This is a genomic window from Peribacillus sp. SRI_006 (assembly GCF_057586375.1).
Genome location: NZ_JBYCZT010000016.1, coordinates 115,886 through 133,514 on the forward strand (window position 1 = coordinate 115,886; position 17,629 = coordinate 133,514).

The following is a 17,629-nucleotide window of genomic DNA, read 5'->3' on the forward strand; positions in this document are numbered from 1 at the left end:
TAAAAAGATGAGTGATAATAAATTCATTTCCAAAAAAATGTATATAAAATGTTATAATTTACATAAAAAGGAGGCTGGCTATGAGTTCACGGAATATTAGAAAGGGCATGGTTAATTATGAAGAAAGCAAGAATTTTTCAGGGTTTATTGTATTTGAACTATTAGTTTTATGTGGATTTCTAACATGGCTAGGAGTTGAGAAGTTCAACTGGAATGGAGTTGCAACGTTTTTTATTTCCTTTATTTTTCTATTAATTATTTTCTTCACACGTTTTTATCTTTTGTTAAGTGTTTTATTTTCATTGGCTTGGGGTGGGGTAGGTTTTCTATTGATAACACTTCTGGTTTACATTACGGGTGGAAGTACTACATTATCACTCATTATTGGTATTATTGGCTTTATATTAGGAGCTTTAATAAGTTTTGGAGCAAGAATCTTAGGAAAGCAATATTACGATGATATAGAAATTGATAATTAATTAATCTTTACTTAGTTAAAGACTTTTATACTTAGGTATAATTTCTTTACTGATGAGTGAGAATAAAATTATTTAATACTACTATATTATTAACTACCTAAAAACTTATTAATTTAATTATAAACAAATAGTATTTGTTGGTGTTCTATAAATACAAGGAGGCAATTTATGTTTAAAAAAATAGTTTTACAAAATAAAAGATTTCACGAAAAAGAGTATCCTACTGAAGAACTTTTATCATTAGTCAATGATAAATTAGATTTTAATATAAAAAATTTACCACACACTTGGTTACCACTTATATACAAGTTTTTATTCGAGGAAGAAAAAATTTATTGGGATAAAGAAATTATTGATCTTACATATCACAAAATTAATAAAATTCACTTAATAGCCGATGAAAAACAAGAATTTCAAGATTTTGTCACTATGCTTTCCCAAGCACTAGAATACTTGTTTATATCTTTGTCATCTTTTAATGACATAGTAAAGAATATAACATTAAGGAACGATAACAATATATCAGAAGAAGTTGAATTTAGAATGTACTACATACCACTTTACAATTCAATTATTGAAGGTTGTTGGACTAACTTACTAAAGTTTTGGAGAAATTTACTAAATTTTGTTGATGAAAAAAATTTATTGCCTCAGAATAAACTACATAGTTTAGTTGAAACTATTAATAAAAGAGGTTTAGAGGAGTTAACGAAAAATATAGATGTGGATATTAGAAACGCAATTAATCATGGTGGCATATTTATAACTGATGAAAAAACGGCAATCTTTCAATATAGTAAAGGAAAAGATGGAGTACAGACTAAACAAGTTAGCTTATACAATTTTCGAAGAGTGATATTCAATTTGATAGATGTGGCAAGTTCTACATACTTAGGTATTATTAAATATTTTTGTCAAAAAAATATAGATTTTGACTTTTTAAGTAAATTCATTGAAAGTGAGTTTGTATATGATTCTCTTGTTAAACTAGAGATTTCTTCATACCTAAATTCTTGTCAATATATATTTAAAAGTCAAACCATTAATGATGAACAACAAATAAATCTTAAATTTTATACTGACGAATTAACAGCAGCTGAGAAGTTAGAATTCTCGATATTTACTTTTTTGAAACTTTACCTATACTACCCAGAGGTTAATAGATATTTCATTACTTTTTCAAGCGAAAGATGTTTACCTTCGTTTATATCCGCTAATTCCGCTGATGTTGCTAAATTGTATAATAGAGAATTAAATACTCTAGAAGATTTAACGAAATTAATACTACAAAATAACACACCATTACTGAATGAACCATACCTTGAAGATATTAATATAAGCGAAGCGAAGAAAAATGTTTTTTCTAATATCAAATCAGCCCATTATGAGGTTACTGATATTAAAGATATTAGTATGGAAAATGGAAAACGTTTTAAAGCAAATGTTTATATTGTAGATGCCTATAGAAGAAATCACATAAAGACATTAGTAACAGAAATTATTGAAAAATTAACTTACCTAAAAAATTATCCTAACCTTAAACATAAAACAAAATTTGGTGATATGCCAGCTGATTTAGTTCAGCTTACTCTTTACAAGGTGAAGGCAAGGGAAGGTCGAAGAGAAAAGCATCTAATATCATCAAATGAAAACTTTATTGCTACAGTCCAAAATTATTCAGATATCAAATTTAAACTTACTCATACTTCACTAAAAGAAAAAATATGGAGAGATTTAAAATTTAGAACTGAAGGCAATATAGAATATGGGTGGAATCCTCAATTCGGAAACAAGTGAATAATCACTTGTTTTTTCTTAGTGGCTCTGTTAAAAATATTTTTAATCTTAATTATATGCTTTAGAATAATGTTTTATAATTTTATAAATTATTACTAATAACCTTGATAAAATAATAGAGTTGAAATAATTAAAACCAAAACTAAAACAACAAAATAATGTATTTTCATTATTGTTCCTTTAAAATTCAGGGTTAATATTTGATGTTATATGTCAATATAGTTTCAATTTATATGTTATAAATTTACACATCAGTCCTCATTTCCTTAATTAACCAACCTGCCCCGTTAGTGCCATAAGAAAAAGCTGCCTTAAAGACAGCTCTGATCTTCAGCTAACGCACCCGTTTGTTGAATAACTAATTAAAAGTATACTGCCAATAAACACCCCTTACATACCAAGAAAAATCACAACGAATACCGCTGTTTTCTCCCTCAAAAGACAACCCATTAAGGTAAACTCTTGCTTTTTTATTTCTTCGCTTACTCTTTATGGTATTGTGCCTGTAGAAATGATTGAGTTGATTCCCAGGCTTCCCTTTCTGGACGGTTAGTTCTAATACAATATTGTAAAATTTGCAATTCTCTTGTGAATCCCATAAAGTACTCATCAAGTGAGAAAAAGAACATAAAGTCCCAATGATCAATATCGAAAACATAACTTTCAATCTTTTGAATATTAGGGTCTTTTTTAATTCTTGATTGAATACGCTTATTTCCGTCTACACAAAGATAATGACAAGGATTATCTCCATTTTGAAGTCCATACATTTCTACAGCAAAAGGAAGTCGTTCATCTTGCATATGTTTGTCCTTTATATATAAAGTCGTAGGATCTACAAAAAGTTCGTGGAAAGGGATTTCTTGAACAGACACCGATCTTAGTTTTTTATATGTCACATACTTCATCTTTTCTATATCAAAATGTAGGTGAAAAGAACCTCCAGGTGTTACATATTCAAATACATAGATTTCATAAACCTGGTTGTCGTAATTCTTTTTATTCATATATTCCCTTGCAGGATTAGACCCAGGATGTTCTTTGATGAAATCTTTAATTTTTTGATCATGAAATTCAAAGGTATTGATCCAAAAATCTTTCCATTCTTTATAGAAAGATAAAACCCCAAATGTTTTTTGTAGTTCGTCAAAATAAGCATTGTAATCAAAAGTTCTGTATTCTAAAGGTGTGCCTGCATTAAAATAGGCTGGCAAATATACCAACTCCTCTTCTACTAGAATATTTGATTCATCTTCAAGTATCCTATACCATTAAATCAGTATTTTAAAACCTTTCTTAATGAACTAACCTGCCCCGTTAGTTGTATAAAGAAAAAGTTGCCTTAAAAACAGCTCCGATTAATCTTCAACTAACACATCCGATAGTGAACATTAATTATAGACTCATTAAATTCACAGTAACGATTATTGCTAATGAAGCCCATACAAGAAAAAGGATTGCAGTAAGATGCGGAGATACTTCCTCTTGGATAGCTTTTATTAATGTAAATATAAAACTATATCCAAAAATGAAAAATAAAATTGCATATATTAAAAACAAAATATACATTCCTTTCGTACATTTAGACTATTGAACTTTGTACTTACTATCCAGAATATTTTACCATATAATTTTCGACTAACCTGCCCCGTTAGTTCATCAAGAAAAGGAGCTGCTGATCAACTTCTAGTAATGAAGTAAAGGACCCGTTAGCTTAAGTACAATAATTCACAATCTTACTTTTTCAGATAAAAACTACTACTAAAAGTTTTATATTGTATAAATATTTTAAATATGTAAAAAAGCTTACTCAAAGAGTAAGCTTAACCTCTATAAACACTATCACATGTTGCAGGTTTTGGTTCATAAAAACAATGTTCTTTAAATTGACCTGTTTGAGGTTGATCATACCATGTTGGAGGGCATGGAGCATGTGGATTAAAATACCAAAGAGCATATCTAGCCGGATGCTGTCTCCAGTGCTTCAAATTCTGTTCTGCTAATCTTCTTTCAATACCTCTCGCTCTTTGATAAAATACATTCCCTTTTTGAACAGCTTCAAAAGAATAATTTCCTCCTTGTACTTGATAAATGACTTGTGGAATTGTTCTTAAACCTTTAAAGTCTAAACAATTAGCTACAAGACGATTTACAATTACATTTCCAACATATAACATTCCTTGTTGTCCTTCACCTTCGGCTTCTGCTCTCATCATCCTTGCCATTAAGTCAACGTCTGAACTTCGGTAGCTTGCTCTTGCCATTTTTTCCACCCCAAAAATATTATATGAAAAATAGCCTACAGCCATGTCTTTATTTATGTAATATAAAGTGCTTAGTTATAATAACTTACAGCTTTTAAGTAAAATGAAAACTATTGCATTTTTTTTCCCTTTATTCAACTAAACTGCCCCTTTAGGTTCATTAAGGGGTACCACCAGCATGACGCTGATTTACAACGTTAAGGGCATCTAGATATAAAAATAGCCGGTTTTTTCACCACGATAAGGGTGTAACCGGCATTATTGCTAGTATTTGTTTAATGGTCGCAAAGTTTAAGATGGTAACCTCTTTCTACACTTTCTTTATAATGAAAAGGTTACCCAAATCCAGTTATATACGAACAAATCTTAACAATTCATCGAACGATTGTTAAACAACAAGTAGGACTGAAGTCATCCCTTGCCGGCAAACTGGATCTGATAGATTTTCTTGGGACGCCCTCGCAGCTTTTCCTGCTTTTTGTAAAGAATACGGGCCACCCCTTTTTCCTCCAGACGATTAAGAATGCGATTGGCACTTCTTACCGTGACATCAAGATGGTAAGCAAGCTCCTCCGCTGTCAGTTCGTTGCTTTCTGTCTTCGAAATGACCGCCATGATTTTTTGGAGCTGAAGGGTAGAGATTTCCACGTCTTTGCTGATGCGTTGGATGGACTTGTTGACTCCGTTCAGGTACTCCAAACAATTTCCTTCTCCCAATGGCCCGATGATTTTATCCGTATCTGTCACCACATAAGTACCCGGGGACCGGCTAGTTACGGACAAGTTGTTGGCTGACTGCGCGTTCGAACGTGCCTTGTACATGGTATTGTCTACCCCCCAACCAATGTGGACCGAAAAGGGCAACACTTTGCCAAGATAGGACATAAGCAAGCATTGTGAAAGGTTGTGCGTAAGTGTCTTGAGTTCCTTGTAAGAACTGATGAGCTCAAAGCTTCCACTGGATTTTTGGATGAGAAACGGGACTTTTTGCTCTGTGCTGAATTCCAGTAGCGATTTGTGCAAAAGCATTTGCTGAAACTCCCACTCGTTGATGTTTTGCTTCCCCGTGTCCGGATTTCCAATTGTAATGTGGCCAATGGCAATTTGGCTCTCCGCCAGTTTAATCAATGAAAGCTCGCTGATGATTTGCTCGAATTGCTGCACAACTGAATCAGGCGACGGGAACAGGAAAATATGGGGGACTTCATGGCGGACCAAATCTTCAACAATATTACTCAACCGGGTTAATGACAAATCGATTTTTCCCTCTTGCCACAACTGGATGTGTTCATTCAGTACCTCTTCATATACCTGGTCAGTCACTTGTGAGAAAGAGACCATGAGAGGCATGTCCTTTTCATTCAGCACCTGCTTCAATCCAAGAAAGTTGTTTTGGCTCGCTATAAAGTCAATATAGATCCTAGAAAAATCAAGGTTCCGGTTGGACAGGCTGATTTGCAACAACTTTTCGTAGAATTCCTGCTTGCTGATTTGAAAGGTATAGGTAGGAATAGGGAATTTCCCCCACTTTTCCGTCAAATAATGGTAGGCCAGCTCAGTCAGCACAAATCCATCCACATGCTGCTGGTTTTGTAGGTATAGATCGATCGTTTCATGCAAGCGTTGATACGGCAGCATTACAATTTCGCAGCTCTCCTGGACCCGATCCGGTACTGTTTTCAACTCTTTCAGGGAATGCTGGGCAATCATGACACCCAAACGTATCATACCCGATCCCTCCTTTCGTTCACTAGTAACATTATAAGAGATTCGGAGCCACCTGGAAATGTTTTAAAAAAAACTTGAAATATTCAGAATATTAACTTATACTCAATTTCAGACAATTAGTCTTAAAAGTGTCTAAAAATAAATATAAACACAAAAATATATACACATATCCTCCTATACCTAAATGTGTTTATGTTTTTCGGACCGGATGACTGTTGGCTTGCTCAAATATAAAAGCGCTTAAAAGGGGGGAGTTCAAAGATGGATCCACTTGCTGCAAACCGTAAACAGAAAACCTTGATAATGGTTCTTCTCTGTCTTGGCTGGATGGTCAATACCTTCGACAGGATAGCCATCAACGTAGCCGTCATTCCTATCTCCAAGGAGTTCGGTTTAACGGAAACACAGGTAGGTCTTGTGATTAGCAGTTTTTTTCTAAGTTATGCAATTATGCAGCCAATCGGAGGCAGTCTGGCAGACCGGTTTGGCTCACGGAAAGTGATCTTGTTTTCCTTAATTACCTGGTCCATTTTTACCATTCTAACTGGAATGGCCTGGTCGTTTCTTTCTCTGATTGTTCTCCGTTTCTTGTTCGGAATTGGGGAGGGTAGCTATCCTTCTGCAAGCCAAGTCTCACTCGCGGAAACCTTTCCGCAAAAGGAGCGCGGACGTGCCAAATCGGGACTTCTAGCTGCCGGGAAGCTAGCCGGCGTGCTAGGGACACTAGCTATCGCTAGCCTAATTAGTATCTTTGACTGGCAGTTCATGTTCATCTTCCTTGGTGTTGTCGGTTTGCTACTTGCCTTTTTTTACTGGAAGTATTTCTATCCTGCAGGAACACAAGGCATTCAAAAAAATGCACCTAGCGAAAAAATGTCGTTAAAACAGGCCCTTAAAATTCCTTTATTATGGCAGCTTACTGTGATTTACTTCGGAATTTCAATAGTGAGTTGGGGAACTGCGGCGTGGATGCCATCTTATATGGTTAAAGTGCGGGACCTTGACCTGGTATCGATGGGTGCAGTGGCTACCATTCCGGCCATCATGGGTCTCATCACAATGCTTTTTACTGGTTGGTTGCTGGACAAGTACATGGTGGGAAGAGAAAAATACTTAATTGTTTTGGGAGCACTGATCGGGATGATATCCCTCTATTTTTTTATCAGCGCCCCTTCTATCCCTTATGTAGTAATGTATGGTGCATTCGCAAGTATCGGTATTGCGATAGCCTTGACCACCACGTTAACGATGCCGCTAAAGTATATAGCCTCTTCTTCCATAGGCACGGCTACTGGGATGGTATATTTGGGTGGGCAATTAGCTGGTGTTATTGCTCCTACCGTCATGGGATTCATGATTCAACAGTTTAACGGTTCCTATGATGCCGGATTCTGGTTTTTAATTTCCGCGCTTTTCATTGCTCTTATTGTCGGGATGACTGTGCGAACCCATTCTGACGAAACGAGTGACCAAGCTACAGAGATAAACTCCAGAGCTGAGTAGCATGGTTCGCATCTAATTAAAAGAAAAGAGAGGATGTTCTTCATGTTTAATCGTCAAAAAATTGCAGATATTATTGAACAAAAAAGAAAGACATTTATCCATGTGAGCGACTGTATATGGGACTACGCCGAAACTCGATTTGAAGAGTTCCGTTCGGCAGATTTGCTTTGCAAAACACTGGAAGAAGAAGGATTTAGTGTAGAACGAGGAGTCGGCGGCATGGAGACCGCTTTTATCGGGAGCTATGGAAGTGGCGGACCTGTTGTGGCTATTCTTGGGGAATACGATGCACTATCCGGACTGAGCCAGGACCGTGGAATCGCATCTCATCATCCAATCAAGCAGGGGGGCAACGGCCATGGCTGCGGTCACAACCTCCTGGGTACCGGCTCGTTGGCGGCTGCAGTAGCTGTTCGCCACTTTATGGAAGAAAATCAAATCAAAGGAACGATTCGCTATTACGGCTGTCCGGCTGAAGAAGGGGGCTCAGGAAAAACTATTATGGTCCGAGAGGGTTTGTTCGATGATGTGGACACGGCTATCTCCTGGCATCCGTATTCCTTTAACGCAGTTGCATCGGTAACAAACGTGGCCAACTATCAGGTGTACTTTAAATTCAAAGGAAAAGCGGCCCATGCAGCAGGCTCTCCTCATCTCGGCCGCAGCGCATTGGATGCCTTAGAGTTAATGAATATCGGGGCTAATTTTCTCCGTGAACATATTATTCCTGAAGCTCGCCTCCACTATGCTATTACTAATTCGGGCGGACTGGCTCCCAATGTTGTGCAGGCAGAAGCGGAAGTACTCTATATGGTGCGGGCTCCAGAACTGGAGCAGGTAGATGAGATTTATCACCGCGTATGCAAGATTGCCCGTGGTGCTGCCATGATGACAGAAACAGAAGTTGACATCATTTTTGATAAAGGGTGCTCCAACTTGATTCCTAATCGAACATTAGCAGCTGTTATGTACGATAATTATCGCAAGGTTGGCGTCCCAGAATTTAACGAAGAAGAAAAAGCATTTGCCCGTCAAATTCGCACCACCATGCCAGAACCCGATAAGAAAAGTATTTTGCGCATGCTTTCTCAGCTACCAGTAGACAAAAACTTAATTCAAAAGATAAAGGAACAAGAGCTTTCCACTGTGTTAATGCCCTATATAAACAACACCTTTCGTATGACCGGTTCGACCGATGTTGGAGATGTCAGCTGGATTGTACCTACTGTGCAATGCGCAGTCAACTGCTTTGCGATGGGGACACAGCTTCATTCCTGGCAGGCTGTGGCGCAAGGGGGAACATCAATCGGCCACAAAGGTATGCTTCATGCCGGCAAAGTAATGGCTGCTACCGCAGTCGATATACTGCTCCAACCAGAAGTCATTGACCAGGCAAAAGCTGAACTGAAGGAAAATTTAGATGGAGCTAACTATGTCTGCCCAATTCCGACGGAAATCAAACCTGCATTGAGTCGATAACTTTCAAAAAGGAAAAGCCCTACAGTTATTTTACAACAACTGTAAGGGCTTGATTTTTTCCTATTTAGTAAGATTTAACAATCTGGACGGGAGTGGCTATTTTTGCATTCAGATCCCCTTAACGTTGTAAATCCGAGTTTTGCTGACGGTACCCCTTATAGAACTAACGCACCCGTTAGTTCATTAAGGCCTTCTATGTACTCTATGATTCAAAAAAGAACTTATAAGTTCAAATTTTGAATCATTTCTACCCTATTACCAAATGGGTCTCTAAATTCAAATCGTTCAAAATTTGGAATTGGAACACCATCAAGTATTTGTATATTTTCTTTTGTTAATCTATTTTTCCAATATGAGATGTCTTCTACTTCGTAAGCAATATGTGCTTTAGTTTTCAATCTATCAAAATCATCTTCTGTTCCTATATGTACATCTTTATCACCGACTTTTAACCAAAATCCTCCTCGTCCTTTAAGGGATTCGGGTTTTTCGATTTCTTGTAAACCTAAAATACCACAATAGAAATTTTTAGCCTTTTCTTCAGTCTCCTTTGGAATAGTTATCTGAACGTGATGTAATCCTTTAATCATTTTAGCACCCCCAACGAATTCAAAATTTTCCCAAAATTCCCCTTTAATACAAGGATACTAAACTTCCAACGGAAATAAAATTTTATATTATTTATAAAAATACATAAGAATCTCTTATGGTTAATGTTTTATATTTATAGTTACATCTTCCACTAACCTGCCCCGATAGTTGCATAAAGAAAGAGCTGCCTTAAAGACAGCTCAATATTTAGCTAACGCACCGTTAGTTCATTCAAAAGTTGGTAGTTAGGATTCAATAGTTGCCATTGATGTAATTCGTAAATAATATCCATCTGGGTCAATTAATCTAAAATCCTCTAATCCCCACGACCTTTTGGTTAACTTAGTCTGTATAGAGTACCCTTTTTCAACTACTTTGTTATAAATATCATTTATATCTTCAACTTCTAATACTATTTCAACCCCTAATCCTGTTTGTTGACTATTATTAGAAACTTTAAGAGGATGGTTTTCAGGTAAACTTTTCATTTCCCCCAACCCTAATGTAACATTTCCTTTTTTAACTGGAACGTAAGTATGTATAATCTCTTTTGGTGCATTAAATTCTAGTATATCTCTATAAAATCCCACTGATTTTTCTATACTTTCAACAAATAATTCAAGTCTTAAATTCACTTATACATCTCTCCTTTTAAGAATTATTACATAAATAATTCTGGTTTCTTATGCAACTATCCTACCCCTTTAGTTCAATAAGTCTTATTGTAGATATGACACAAACTAATAAAAAAAGACGGATTTACCGTCTAATGAATTGTATAAGATTTTTTTGATTTCATTACCTGACCTGTAGATATTTAAGGTATTCAGGAATTATTTTTTGTCCTGTTAATAATTAGACTGTTTATAAGTTGTGTAATGGCTCCTAACCCTAAATAAACAAAACCTGATATGGAAACACCCATTCCTTCAAAACCTCCTACAACAAAAGGGCCAGATACGATACTAATAATGCCTAAAAAGATGAAAATAAGTGGACACACAATTGCTATTCCTTTTTTGTTCTTTCTAAGAGCTATTACAAAAGTTACTAGAAGAAAAAAGGTAATCACGTAGCTTGCATAGAGAGAGAATAAAATATCCATAAAACCACCTCGTTCATAACAACAGTTTAAAAACCCATTTTACCATAAAACCCAATAATTGGGTTTAAATATCATTTTTCTATTCTCATTGTTTAGTATTTATTGTACAGTTCGAATACTATATGCTTGTTGAACTAACCTGCCCCGATAGTTCCATAATAAAAAGCTGCCTTAAAGGCAGCTCCGATCTTCAGCTAACGCACCCGATTGTTTAAGTACATTCGTTCACAAACTTTACTATAAAAGTTCATTTATTACAGGAATGCTACCATGATTGTTACATAAGGAGGCACTTACTTATTTCATGACTGTAGCCCTTTTCTAAAATAAAAAAGGCTCTCCATACCAACTATGGATGCCTCAAGTTTATGTAATCGTTTAAGCCCATGTTTAGCCCTACCCATCGTATTGAAATTCTTGAGATAATCTAAATCTTTTTCCGCTTCTGTGGTTTTTGCTGCTTCTAAAATATGTTAAAATGTTCCTATCCTACATTGTAGAACGGAGTGTCACCGTGTTTATTAAACAACTGCATGCAATCTCATATAAAGGTTTACGCAACCTAGAAGTAAATTTTTATCGTGCGGAGACAGTTCATCCGCTTAAAGTCTCGGTAATGGTTGGAGATAATGGAATTGGCAAAAGCTCACTTCTTCAGCTGCTTGCGGATATTTTTTGTCCGGTACAGCGGTCTATAGATCAAAAACCAGAGTTTCGATATGAAATCTCATTTCAAATGAACACTTATGAAGAAAAGGACAATGACATTCCAGTCCGACATACTCTCCATTACACGCACGATATTGGTCTCAAAAGTATGTATCCTTCTAAACTGATTGTTTCATCTCATTCTGCTTTTGATCCTTATCAGATTACATCGAGACTTGTTAATCCCCGTTTTCAGTGGAGACATTTTGAGGCACCCGGTCTCGTGTCCCCTCCGAGGGAATCTGCTTATGTCTACTGCGGACCAAATGAAAGGAATTTTTCGAGCTTAGAAACAGCCATTAATGCTGTACTGAAAACTCACCTCTCTTCTGAAGAACGAGTTTGGAAAGGCTATGACAAACTTTTTGAAAAAATTGGTTACGGAAAGCTTATTTATCTCGAAGTGGAATTTCATCGCATTAAACGAGTCAAAGAATCAATTGAGACTTTCCGAGATAAAGGACGGATAACGAATGAATTATTTGAAAGACTTGAATTTTATTTAAACGAATTAAGAGATCTTAGAAGGACGTTTGAACGATCTCCTTCCCATAGATTCACCCATCTTGTACCTTTGGAATCTATAGATCCTATATTTATAGAAACTATGCTTCAACTCAGCTCATTGGATGCTCCTCACATTATCCGGGACCTTTGGTTCTTATCGCCCGACGGCAGCGCCGAAGTTCCTCTTTCGGATTTTAGTTCCGGTGAGCTTACAATGATCTACCGCTTTCTGCCACTTGTCTTGGAGATTGAATCAAACAGCATCATCCTCATTGATGAGCCGGAGACACATCTTCATCCTAGGTGGGCGCAGGAATTCATTGAATATTTGATTGATCTGTTCGGAAGTTTTGAAGCCCATATTATTGTAGCGACTCATTCTCCGATCATCATTTCAGACGTTCCAACAGAGAGTTTAGTAATTTTAGAGAAGCGAGATGGCGTAATAGCCCAAAGGATGCCCAAAGACCGTACCTTTGGTGCAACGTCCACGGATATTATGAAAGATGTTTTCTTCATGACGCAGATGTCCGGGAATCAATCGGCCACAGTGATAAAGCGAATTGAGCAGCAGCTAACCAGTGGCGATGAAAGCCAAATAAACGAAGCCCGGCAGCTTTACCAAATGCTGAGTTCAACTTTCGAAAAATTTGACTTATACCAAAAATTCAGAAAACAGATAGGGGACTAACATGAGACGGATACCTCTGTCCAAAACAAAAAATGTTTATAAATTCACCAACCATTTCATCTCTGAACTCTTCGAATGGGCATGTGCTAATCCTAAGACAAGCGATGATGATAAGCTCGTCAACACAATTTCAATGCCCAGATTGAAGAAAGTTGCAAAGCATTTTCCCCGAGTTCGAACGGAAATGTCTAACCTTTCTCATCTGGATCGTATTGTGCATATCTCCTCCACCTATGATTACTATCGTAAAAATTATCGAGAAATTATAAGAGGGAAGAAAAGAGCTATTCATTTCGATACGAAACATACAGAAATCTTGCACAAGGCATTCTTATATTTTTATGAAAACCTACTCGATAATGAATTCTTTTGGGGGGTTTATAACCCTGGAGTTCCATTGATGAAGAGAGAGGATTTTCGGGATTCCATTAAATCTAGCATCAAAATATGCCCTTACTGTGATATAAACCTCATCACCAAGACGGACACGAATGTTGATCACTTTTTGCCGATCTCGAAGTTTCCTCTTCTAGGCATATATTGGGCTAACCTTGTGGTAGCCTGTGTGAGCTGTAACGGTAATTTGAATAAGAAAGACAGATGGAAACTGCCCGTTCTTCACCCATATTTTGATGAGGTCCATGAATCAGTCAAATTTCGTTTTGATCATAGTAAGGAATCTGTCGGTCTGTACGCAAGAAAGAAACATGCAACGGTAGTGAGCAGCCGCACACGGGGGATGAACTACATTTGGATACTAAAGCTTGATACCAGGCTTGAAGATATTTGGCCTACCGTTCGAAAAACCCAGAGTGATCTGTATCACCGAATAAAAGACTCCAAACATACGATCATGACTAATCGAAAACAGTACATCTCCATTATCGATTACTATATTAATAAAGAAATTAAGCCAGATATCGGACAAACCTCCTTCACGAAGTTAAGTTTAGATTATTGTGATGATCGAAAAATGAACGGTTTCCATGACTACTCCAAATGGTTTGCTAAAGAACAAGCAGACAAGGAAGCTTATTTTGCATCTAGAAGATAGACATGTTCAGTGAAAATAAAGTAATAGAATTGATTCGTTGATTCAAGCAGGTTCTAATTCTAAAAAAACATCAGCTCTGCTCAAATAAGTATTAGACTGATCCGAATATAAAGCCAGCGGCAGCCTTAGACTGAAGAAATAAAGTCTGACCTGCCGCTGGTTTATTCAACAATTTTCTCCTTTAGTTAGCGTAATTCGTTTGTTTTAAGGAATGTATTGTTATATGTTGCAATTTGCAAATGTTTGGTCAATTTTGCTCTATCGTATTTTAGTATCCATTCATAATAACTTGAAACATCCCTAAAGACAAATGGGTTTAGCCGCTTGTCCTTTTTAAAAAGTTGGGAGAAAATTCTTGATATATATTCTTTAATCCGATTATATTAAGTCCCTATACTTCTTCAACTCATACCCTTGTTTAACTAACTTAAACTATCGCACCCTTAGCTTAACAAGATATGTATAAGTTTTTATCTGTTCACTCACTCGAATACGGGGCGCATAAAGCTTCTCTCATAACTTAAAATACATTTAGTTTCTTCTGCTAATTTATAAGCTTCCTGACACTCTGCATCTAATGCCATTTTTACTCGGTACTCTTCATATGCTGCTAAACTTGGGAAAGTGAATAAGGCATAAGCAATGTTATTAGCGCCCTCATGTGGAAGAAAATAACCTTGATGTGTACCGCCCAATTTATTAACTAATCGGATCCATATCTTACCGTATTCCTCGAATTCCTTTACTTTATAAGGGTCAATAACATATTTCAGATAGCATGTAACCATTTTAATCCTCCTGAAAATCTATTTTTTTCCATCATAACATACAATTGAACTAACCTGCCCCTTTAGTGCCATAAGTAAAAGAGCTGCTGATCAGCTCTTAGCATTGAAGTAAAGTATACGTTAGTTCAACAAGATTTTTTTATTTATGTTCTTTAATTGGCATAAAATTAGAAGGGGTTAATTCTTCAGATTCAATTACAATTGCAGTTAGTCCAGTGGCAGTTGCTGTTTCGTGTCCTTCATCCTTTTCCCAAAAGACCACATCGTTAGCTTTTATATTTACTTTTAATTCATCATCACCACGAACCCATCCTTCCCCATCAACAACAATGAGCAATTGTGGGATAACAGCTTGATGGAAACCTACAATTCCGTTAGCTTCTAAATGCATACAACCAATTTGTGTAGGTTTTTCTGTTTTTACAATTCGAGACATAATGAAATTTGAATTAAAATGAGAAACGTTTTTTCCTACTTCTTTGTCAAATCTATAAAATTCCAAAAAGATTCCCCCCTCTTTTTACCTTCACTTTTTAAATACTACGTACTTAATCAATAGTCCTGTTTAAAATTTATTCTTTCACTAATCTGTCCCGTTAGTTCCATAAGAATAAGGCTGCCATAGCAACCTGGGAATTGAAGTAAAACACATCTTAATCTAAGTTTATAACTCTTTCTCCTCTGATAAGAGATAAAAAAGTTAAATGGTCATACTTCATTACTCTTAATCATAAGGAACAAGGAGAACATTTATTAGGGGGGGGTCTTTATGAGAACAAGTTATAGAAGATGGACAGAGTTTCCTTACCCAGGGGAAAGTATCCCACCTAAAGGTTCTCCAGAGGCAGGAAATTGGCCAATGTTTTTTATTTCAAGGGGAAGAGACAATGATTTCCTGGACCCCTTTCATCAACGAATCATTTGGAGAATTAAAAATCCTCTTGATATTGATTGGGAAACAGAGTTATTCATTGTAGAAGAGACATTAAAGTCATTAACTTCCCAGCAAATACGCAACGCACAATATTGGGGAACCGGTGAATTAACCGCGAAAATTACCAATCTAATTTTCAATTTAGCTGAAAAGTATATGATGGGGTCACCGAGTGTTGCAAGGGTTCAGAGTTATTTCCACGCTGCTATAAATGATACCTTTGTTATCACGTGGTTCTTTAAATATCATTGGGATGTTGCACGTCCAAATCAATATGGCAGAAATCTGTCTACTGTGTTGTTTACCCCTCGTTTTCCAGCTTACCCTTCTGCACACGCAACTGTGGCAGGATGTGCAGAGACAGTATTAAGTTATATCTTTCCTCAAGAGTCTTCCGAAATAAAAAAATTAATGGAAGAAAGTGCTCAATCTCGTTTGTACGCTGGCGTACATTTTAACGTGGATAACAATGAAGGCTTAAAGTTAGGCAGACAAATTGGAGAGGTAGTTGTAAGCTTTTTAAGGGCACAAAATCTAAATACGCTTCAATAATATTTTGGGTTCAGGTTGTTCTAACCTGAACCTTTACTTAAATAAAGAAAGAGCTGCCTTTAAGACAGTTCCGATCTTCAGCCAACGCACCCGTTAGTTCAACAAGGATTAAAGCTTTTATGAAACCCTTTCAACTTAGAGAAAATATCCATGCTGCAATTGCTAATATAAAAAAAATTATAGCAACAATCATCATTTCTAATTTAGTCTCTTTATTATTTGTTTCTTTTCTCATTTTCTTTCTATACTCATGCTGAATTTTAAATGTATCTCTTTTATTTTTTTTGCGTCTATCCATATTTGTACCCACCTATTTGTTCTGTTTATTCGGACGGTGTTAAAAATAAGTATTAATGAACTTGTTTTTAGTCTACTCCTAAATAGTAAGGTATTTCATATCCAGAACATCCTGTTAAAACATACTCATCTTGGTTGTTCTCATTTTTAATCACTTCAATATTTTTGCACTTATGCGTTTTTATTGTATTATCTCCATATTCATCTCTAGTGGTATCACTCTTCACTTCGAGAGTTTCTATATTATATGTTATATCACTAGTAATCGGGTCTCCTTCTTTAGAATAGGAGACTACCCGTATCTTATCCTCTTTCCCTTTACTTACATTTTGAATAAAATCTTTAAGCCTTGTTAAGTTCTCTATACCGTTGTGTTTGCTTACTATGTCTGTTTGTGCTGGGGTGAATTGTTCATCTTCATTATCGGATGGCGATTTGGAACAACCTATTAATAAGTTTAATAGCATCACAATTAAAATAAAGTATCCCTTTCTACAATTCATAAATCCACACCCTTTCTTACTTTATAAGACGTTATAAGTAACTTTAAGTTTCATGTAATTTGTTCTTCAACTATCATGCCCCTTTAGTTCTGTAAGAAAAGGGATTGCCGCAGCAACCCCTTTTTCACAATAGCTAGATTCGGTAAATAAAATAATCTACATTATACATGATAACTAAAGCTAACAATAGGTAAGTAAGTGTAATGACATATTGTTTTGAGGTTTTCAGGTACTTCCACTCCATAAACGACTGAAAACCAAATGATACAATAAAAAAGCACATATACCACATAACATTTTTGTCCTCTTCTATTGCATAGGGAAGAGTACATAAAAAAGTTAATAAGATTAGACCTCTTCCCCATCGGTCAATATTCTTACCAGAAGTTTCTGATATCTTTTCTTTCTTTTCTACACCAAGCCATTTCGTTAGAAATTTATTTATAAAGAGTGTAAAAATAATAATAATGATAAAGAACATAATGAACACTAAGAATTCCAATTAAATATCCCCTTTTCAAAACCTTTTTATCTATATTTTACCATAATATTATTTGTATCTTATTCAAACTAAACTCCTCCTATAGTTGCATAAGAAACTCCTATGGCGGCGCTCCTCGCCGCCACCATCTACTACGAAAATCTAAAC

Annotated in this window: 18 protein-coding genes; 7 read left to right on the forward strand and 11 right to left on the reverse strand. The window is 36.0% G+C overall.

Going from position 1 to position 17,629, the window contains the following annotated elements; genetic code table 11:
• Positions 1 to 80: 80 nt before the first annotated feature.
• Positions 81 to 479, forward strand: coding sequence for a hypothetical protein (locus tag AC2YHV_RS22090; protein ID WP_487374158.1), 399 nt, complete (start codon positions 81 to 83; stop codon positions 477 to 479).
• A gap of 168 nt (positions 480 to 647) precedes the next feature.
• Positions 648 to 2,276, forward strand: coding sequence for a hypothetical protein (locus AC2YHV_RS22095; RefSeq protein WP_487374159.1), 1,629 nt, complete (start codon positions 648 to 650; stop codon positions 2,274 to 2,276).
• Positions 2,277 to 2,758: 482 nt separating this feature from the next.
• Here the strand turns inward: AC2YHV_RS22095 and AC2YHV_RS22100 are convergent, their stop codons facing one another.
• From AC2YHV_RS22100 to AC2YHV_RS22110, 3 genes are all read right to left on the reverse strand, one after another.
• Entirely contained in the window at positions 2,759 to 3,490 is a 732-nt protein-coding gene (locus AC2YHV_RS22100) for a hypothetical protein (protein WP_487374160.1), read from the reverse strand.
• A 609-nt stretch (positions 3,491 to 4,099) separates the two neighbouring features.
• Entirely contained in the window at positions 4,100 to 4,540 is a 441-nt protein-coding gene (locus tag AC2YHV_RS22105) for a cell wall hydrolase (RefSeq protein WP_284469628.1), read from the reverse strand.
• A 411-nt stretch (positions 4,541 to 4,951) separates the two neighbouring features.
• Positions 4,952 to 6,268, reverse strand: coding sequence for a helix-turn-helix domain-containing protein (locus AC2YHV_RS22110; protein WP_187050090.1), 1,317 nt, complete (start codon positions 6,266 to 6,268; stop codon positions 4,952 to 4,954).
• A gap of 261 nt (positions 6,269 to 6,529) precedes the next feature.
• Between AC2YHV_RS22110 and AC2YHV_RS22115 the strand changes: the two genes are divergently transcribed.
• Both AC2YHV_RS22115 and AC2YHV_RS22120 read left to right on the forward strand, forming a co-directional pair.
• A complete protein-coding gene (locus tag AC2YHV_RS22115) occupies positions 6,530 to 7,771 on the forward strand; it encodes an MFS transporter (RefSeq protein WP_323603834.1) in 1,242 nt (413 codons plus the stop codon).
• A gap of 42 nt (positions 7,772 to 7,813) precedes the next feature.
• The gene (locus AC2YHV_RS22120; RefSeq protein ID WP_487374161.1) at positions 7,814 to 9,250 is read left to right on the forward strand and encodes a M20 family metallopeptidase; all 1,437 of its coding nucleotides are present in this window, start codon (positions 7,814 to 7,816) and stop codon (positions 9,248 to 9,250) included.
• 221 nt (positions 9,251 to 9,471) lie between these two features.
• Here the strand turns inward: AC2YHV_RS22120 and AC2YHV_RS22125 are convergent, their stop codons facing one another.
• From AC2YHV_RS22125 to AC2YHV_RS22135, 3 genes are all read right to left on the reverse strand, one after another.
• Complete coding sequence (locus tag AC2YHV_RS22125; RefSeq protein ID WP_048687544.1) at positions 9,472 to 9,840, reverse strand: VOC family protein; 369 nt, start codon at positions 9,838 to 9,840, stop codon at positions 9,472 to 9,474.
• Positions 9,841 to 10,086: 246 nt separating this feature from the next.
• Positions 10,087 to 10,476, reverse strand: coding sequence for a VOC family protein (locus AC2YHV_RS22130; protein ID WP_063575008.1), 390 nt, complete (start codon positions 10,474 to 10,476; stop codon positions 10,087 to 10,089).
• Between the two features lie 191 nt (positions 10,477 to 10,667).
• Entirely contained in the window at positions 10,668 to 10,946 is a 279-nt protein-coding gene (locus AC2YHV_RS22135; RefSeq protein ID WP_487374162.1) for a YesK family protein, read from the reverse strand.
• 514 nt (positions 10,947 to 11,460) lie between these two features.
• Between AC2YHV_RS22135 and AC2YHV_RS22140 the strand changes: the two genes are divergently transcribed.
• The gene (locus AC2YHV_RS22140) at positions 11,461 to 12,852 is read left to right on the forward strand and encodes an AAA family ATPase (protein ID WP_487374163.1); all 1,392 of its coding nucleotides are present in this window, start codon (positions 11,461 to 11,463) and stop codon (positions 12,850 to 12,852) included.
• A 400-nt stretch (positions 12,853 to 13,252) separates the two neighbouring features.
• Positions 13,253 to 13,906: an HNH endonuclease gene (locus AC2YHV_RS22145; RefSeq protein ID WP_487374164.1), complete on the forward strand. Its 654-nt coding sequence runs from the start codon at positions 13,253 to 13,255 to the stop codon at positions 13,904 to 13,906.
• A 482-nt stretch (positions 13,907 to 14,388) separates the two neighbouring features.
• Here the strand turns inward: AC2YHV_RS22145 and AC2YHV_RS22150 are convergent, their stop codons facing one another.
• Together AC2YHV_RS22150 and AC2YHV_RS22155 are read right to left on the reverse strand one after the other, a co-directional pair.
• Positions 14,389 to 14,694 (reverse strand): NIPSNAP family protein, encoded by a 306-nt coding sequence (locus AC2YHV_RS22150; protein WP_241637982.1) that lies wholly within the window; start codon positions 14,692 to 14,694, stop codon positions 14,389 to 14,391.
• A gap of 139 nt (positions 14,695 to 14,833) precedes the next feature.
• Positions 14,834 to 15,196 (reverse strand): cupin, encoded by a 363-nt coding sequence (locus AC2YHV_RS22155; protein ID WP_487374165.1) that lies wholly within the window; start codon positions 15,194 to 15,196, stop codon positions 14,834 to 14,836.
• 267 nt (positions 15,197 to 15,463) lie between these two features.
• Between AC2YHV_RS22155 and AC2YHV_RS22160 the strand changes: the two genes are divergently transcribed.
• Positions 15,464 to 16,180: a vanadium-dependent haloperoxidase gene (locus AC2YHV_RS22160; RefSeq protein ID WP_487374166.1), complete on the forward strand. Its 717-nt coding sequence runs from the start codon at positions 15,464 to 15,466 to the stop codon at positions 16,178 to 16,180.
• A gap of 130 nt (positions 16,181 to 16,310) precedes the next feature.
• On the opposite strand, the gene AC2YHV_RS22165 is transcribed toward AC2YHV_RS22160, so the two are convergent.
• From AC2YHV_RS22165 to AC2YHV_RS22175, 3 genes are all read right to left on the reverse strand, one after another.
• Positions 16,311 to 16,478: a hypothetical protein gene (locus AC2YHV_RS22165; RefSeq protein ID WP_487374167.1), complete on the reverse strand. Its 168-nt coding sequence runs from the start codon at positions 16,476 to 16,478 to the stop codon at positions 16,311 to 16,313.
• Between the two features lie 67 nt (positions 16,479 to 16,545).
• The gene (locus tag AC2YHV_RS22170; protein WP_487374168.1) at positions 16,546 to 16,980 is read right to left on the reverse strand and encodes a DUF4362 domain-containing protein; all 435 of its coding nucleotides are present in this window, start codon (positions 16,978 to 16,980) and stop codon (positions 16,546 to 16,548) included.
• Positions 16,981 to 17,113: 133 nt separating this feature from the next.
• Positions 17,114 to 17,461, reverse strand: a complete 348-nt coding sequence (locus AC2YHV_RS22175; RefSeq protein ID WP_487374170.1) for a DUF4181 domain-containing protein — start codon at positions 17,459 to 17,461, stop codon at positions 17,114 to 17,116.
• Positions 17,462 to 17,629: the final 168 nt, after the last annotated feature.

Bases quoted from the DNA above. Each gene is read 5' to 3' on its own strand.
- AC2YHV_RS22150 (WP_241637982.1), bottom strand. From the start codon at position 14,694: ATGGTTACATGCTATCTGAAATATGTTATTGACCCTTATAAAGTAAAG.
- AC2YHV_RS22160 (WP_487374166.1), top strand. From the start codon at position 15,464: ATGAGAACAAGTTATAGAAGATGGACAGAGTTTCCTTACCCAGGGGAA.
- AC2YHV_RS22135 (WP_487374162.1), bottom strand. From the start codon at position 10,946: ATGGATATTTTATTCTCTCTCTATGCAAGCTACGTGATTACCTTTTTT.
- AC2YHV_RS22095 (WP_487374159.1), top strand. From the start codon at position 648: ATGTTTAAAAAAATAGTTTTACAAAATAAAAGATTTCACGAAAAAGAG.
- AC2YHV_RS22110 (WP_187050090.1), bottom strand. From the start codon at position 6,268: ATGATACGTTTGGGTGTCATGATTGCCCAGCATTCCCTGAAAGAGTTG.
- AC2YHV_RS22165 (WP_487374167.1), bottom strand. From the start codon at position 16,478: ATGGATAGACGCAAAAAAAATAAAAGAGATACATTTAAAATTCAGCAT.
- AC2YHV_RS22090 (WP_487374158.1), top strand. From the start codon at position 81: ATGAGTTCACGGAATATTAGAAAGGGCATGGTTAATTATGAAGAAAGC.
- AC2YHV_RS22145 (WP_487374164.1), top strand. From the start codon at position 13,253: ATGAAGAGAGAGGATTTTCGGGATTCCATTAAATCTAGCATCAAAATA.
- AC2YHV_RS22125 (WP_048687544.1), bottom strand. From the start codon at position 9,840: ATGATTAAAGGATTACATCACGTTCAGATAACTATTCCAAAGGAGACT.
- AC2YHV_RS22120 (WP_487374161.1), top strand. From the start codon at position 7,814: ATGTTTAATCGTCAAAAAATTGCAGATATTATTGAACAAAAAAGAAAG.
- AC2YHV_RS22170 (WP_487374168.1), bottom strand. From the start codon at position 16,980: ATGAATTGTAGAAAGGGATACTTTATTTTAATTGTGATGCTATTAAAC.
- AC2YHV_RS22175 (WP_487374170.1), bottom strand. From the start codon at position 17,461: ATGTTCTTTATCATTATTATTATTTTTACACTCTTTATAAATAAATTT.
- AC2YHV_RS22115 (WP_323603834.1), top strand. From the start codon at position 6,530: ATGGATCCACTTGCTGCAAACCGTAAACAGAAAACCTTGATAATGGTT.
- AC2YHV_RS22105 (WP_284469628.1), bottom strand. From the start codon at position 4,540: ATGGCAAGAGCAAGCTACCGAAGTTCAGACGTTGACTTAATGGCAAGG.